Below are 3,978 nucleotides of genomic sequence, written 5' to 3' on the forward strand. Positions count from 1 at the left end.
CCGACATAGCCGTCGCGGCCGATCTGGCAGGATTGTCCGATGACCGCATTCGGGGCGATGACGGTACCGCTGCCGATCGAAGCGCTTGGCCCGATAACCGCGCCGGCCTCGATGACGGCACCGGCTTCGACATGCGCGGTCGCATCGACATGAGCGTACGGCGAGACGCCGGTTTCACTGGTCATCGGCCCTGGTGTCGCTGCCCTCGGAAACAGCAGACGCCCGATCAGCGCGAAGGCCTGTTGCGGACGCGGATGAATGAGAACGGCAACGCTTGCCGGCGCCTTGCCGGCAAATTCCGCCGGGCACAGCACCGCGGCAGCCCGCAGCGACGGCATCAGCGCGGAATTACGCTTGCCGTCGACAAAGACGAGCGCATTCTCGCCGCCCTCGCTGGCCGGCGCGAGTGCTTCGATCGAAATATTGGAGTGGCCGGAATCGACAAGCACCGAGCCGGTCAGATTCGCGACTTCGCCCGCCGTATACCGGCGTGATGGCGCGAAGAACACCGGATCGGTCATTCCAGAAGCTATATCCAGCTAGGTCGGAACATTTCTCCCGGACCCTGAAGACCCGAGAGCATCGTTGGCCGCCGATCAGAAGCGGGTCGATATGCCGAAGTTGAATTCCTGCACGTCGTCGCGCGCTTCCTTCTTGACCGGGATCGCATAGTCGATACGGATCGGACCGAACGGCGACGCCCACATCAGACCAACGCCGACAGAGGCACGCAGCTGCATGTCCGTTGACTCCTGAGCAACGCTCGTAACCTTGCTGCCATAGAGAGTCGCCGCGTCAGCAAACACAGCTCCGCGAAGGCCGAAGCTTTCCGGAACGACTGGCAGCGGGAACTGGGCTTCAGCAGAAGCATTGAAGTAGGTCGTACCGCCGAGATGGTCACCCGTGAGAGGATCCACAGGCCCGATACCGCCATAGGCGAAGCCACGGATCATGCGGTCCGTGCTCTGGAACTGATCGAAGATACGCAGGCCGTCACTGCCATAACCCTCGACATGGCCGGCGCCGCCCGAAATAAGGCCGACAAGATCAAGCGACTCGGACAACGTCTGATAGACGCTGCCGCGTCCCGTGATCTTCACGAACTTGGCATCGCCGCCAAGACCGGCCACTTCGACGGTTGTGTTGGCATAGATACCCTCATGCGGGTTCTTCATGTCGTCGATGGTGTTGTAGACCAGCCCGAGACTGACCGACGACTTGATCCAAGGGCTCTGATCGATGCCATCAAGGATTGCAGTTGAGATATTGCAAGGGCTGCCAGGAATATAAACCCCATCGGTCAAGCAACCATCGTCAACTTTATATTTTTCCTGCGAGATGTTGTACGCCAACTGGGTCGTGATGCTGTCGGTGATCGGCAGGCCGAAACGGATCGTCGCGCCTGTGGTATCGCTGTCATAGTTGTTGTTGTATTCCCGCGTCGACTTATAGATGTCGAAACCGGCGGCGATGCGCCGTCCGAGGAAATAAGGCTCGGTGAAGGACAGGCTGTAGTCGCGTGAATTCTTGCCGCCGCCCGCAGACAGCTTGATGAACTGACCGCGACCGAGGAAGTTGCGCTCGGTCACCGAGCCTTCGACCGACGGACCGGCCGTGTCGCCACCGGTCGAATAACCAGCACCCACCGAGAACTCGCCGGTCGATTTCTCAACCACGTCGACCACCAGAACGACCTGGTCGGGCTGCGAGCCAGGCACGGTCGAGATGTCGACTTTCTCAAAGTAATTCAAGTTTTCCAGGCGCTTCTTCGCGCGCTGGATGAGCACCTGGTTGAAGGCGTCGCCTTCGCTGACGTCGAACTCCCGGCGAATGACATAGTCACGCGTGCGATCGTTGCCGCGGATCTCGATGCGCTCGATATAGGCCTTGGTGCCCTGGTCGATCGTATAGACCACCGAAATGGTGTGGTTCTCGAAATTGCGGTCGCCGCGCGGCGTGACCTGCGCGAAGGCATAGCCGGAACCGGCCACCTTCTCGGTCAGCGCGATGATGGAATCCTCGACGTTCTTGGCGTTGTAGACGTCACCCTTGTGGGTCTCGATCACCGATTCCAGCGACTTGCCGTCGACTTCAGGGATCGTGCTCTCGACGCTGACATCGCCGAACGTGTAGCGGTCGCCTTCCTGGACGGTGATGGTGACCGTGTACTTGTTCGTCGCGCTGTCGAGCTCGCCGACGGCGGACACGACCTGGAAGTCGGCATAGCCGTGATTGTAGTAGAAGCGGCGCAGCAGCTCCTGGTCCGCGCGCAGCTTGTCATCGTCGTAGACGTCGTCGCGCAGGATGAAGGAAACCCAGGACGAACGCTTGGTGTTGATGATATCCGACAGGCGGCGGCTGGAATAGGCGCTGTTGCCGACGAAATTGATCGCCGCGATCTGCGTGCGATCGCCTTCGGCAATGTTGAAGACCACATTCACGCGATTGTCGCCAAGCTGCATGACCTGCGTGGTCACGGTCACGTCGTCGCGACCAATGCGCTTGTAGGCAGCCTTGACCGATTCCACGTCGGCATCCAGCGTCGCCTGCGAGAACGTTCCGCGCGGCTTCAGCTGCACCGCCGCCGCGAGCGCATTGTCCTTGAGCTTCTTGTTGTTCTGGAACAGCACCTGGTTGACAACCTGGTACTCGGCAACCTTGACCACCAGCGTCGAGCCGACCTGGTTGATCTGCACATCCGAAAACAGGCCGGTGCCAAACAGTGCCTTGACCGCACCGTCGATATCGGAACTGGAGAAAGCCTTGCCCGGCTTGATGGTGATGTAATTGCGGATGGTCTCAGCGTCGATACGCTGGTTGCCGCTTACTTCGACTCTGCTGACGACAGCGGCTTCAGCCGCCGATGTGGCAACGAACTGCACTGCGAGCGCGCCTGGCACGACCATGGCCGCGGACAGGGTCACCGCGGACGCGGCGCTTAGAAACTTGGATGCTGCCTTCATCGGGCTTAATAACCTTTTCTCGTAGTCCCCACGGCGAGAAAACCGGACGTGCGGTAATTTCCCCTACCGTATTAACCGGATTTTCCCTACACGCAAGGCTTCTGGTTAATTTGTATTTACTTAACCCTGCGGCGTGGCTTTCGCGTCACTCATATCCCCTTGCATGGTAAACGGCGTCTCAACATCGTCCATGCGGAAGCCAAATTTCTTCATGATTTCAGCACCCAAACAGATCGTTCCAAAAAACGAACCCCATGAAGCACAGCACCAGAAGCAACCCGGCCCGATAGGCCATTTCCATCATCCGTTCCGACACCGGACGGCGAATGACAGCCTCCACCCCGTAGAACAAGAGGTGACCGCCGTCGAGGGGGGGAATCGGCAAAAGGTTCAGAATTCCGATGCCAACGGATAGCAGTGCAACCAGCTGCACGAGCCATTCGAATCCCAGTTTCGCAGCCCTGCCCGCCATGTCGGCGATCTTCACCGGGCCGCCCAGCTGACATTTGTCTTCGCGCCCGACAACAAAGCGCTGCAGGAACTGGCCGGTGCGCTGGATGACGTGACCGGTTTCCTCGACCGCTGCCGCGACAGCTCCAACAGGCGTGTAGGTGATGAGCCGTGGCTGGCCGAGTTCCTTGTTGTTGACGACACCGATTACAGCGACCTTGACCTTGTTGCCGAGCGCGTCTTCCTGTTCCATCAGCCGCGGTGCCGCGGTCACAGTGACCTCCCGGCCGTCGCGCAGCATGACGAAAGTGATTGCGTCGTCCGCACGGCCCGAGACCAGGCGTTGGACGTCGCCAAAGGTTTCGACCTTGTTGCCGTCGACGCTGACGAATCGGTCGCCGGGAAGGATGCCGGCCTTCGCCGCCGGGCTGTCGGCGGTCACCTCGGCCACCATGGGCTCGGCGACATAGCGGCCATAGGCGGTGAACAGCACGGAAAAGACAACGATCGTCAGCAGGAAATTGAACAGCGGTCCGGCCACCACCGTTGCCGCGCGCTTCCAGAT

Annotated in this window: 3 protein-coding genes; all 3 read right to left on the reverse strand. The window is 60.0% G+C overall.

Translation table 11 applies throughout. The annotated features are described in order from the left end of the window. The coding region (locus EN955_RS33850; RefSeq protein WP_281034487.1) for an LpxD N-terminal domain-containing protein at window positions 1–521 on the reverse strand (521 nt) is incomplete at its 3' end. Window positions 522–596: 75 nt separating this feature from the next. Further along, window positions 597–2,963 carry an outer membrane protein assembly factor BamA gene (gene bamA / locus EN955_RS33855; protein ID WP_013531755.1) on the reverse strand — a complete coding sequence of 789 codons (2,367 nt, stop codon included), beginning with the start codon at window positions 2,961–2,963 and terminating at the stop codon, window positions 597–599. Between the two features lie 217 nt (window positions 2,964–3,180). Continuing rightward, the coding region (gene rseP, locus EN955_RS33860; RefSeq protein ID WP_127223558.1) for an RIP metalloprotease RseP at window positions 3,181–3,978 on the reverse strand (798 nt) is incomplete at its 5' end.

The organism is Mesorhizobium sp. M7A.F.Ca.CA.001.04.2.1, from assembly GCF_003998485.1.
GTDB lineage: Bacteria > Pseudomonadota > Alphaproteobacteria > Rhizobiales > Rhizobiaceae > Mesorhizobium > Mesorhizobium ciceri.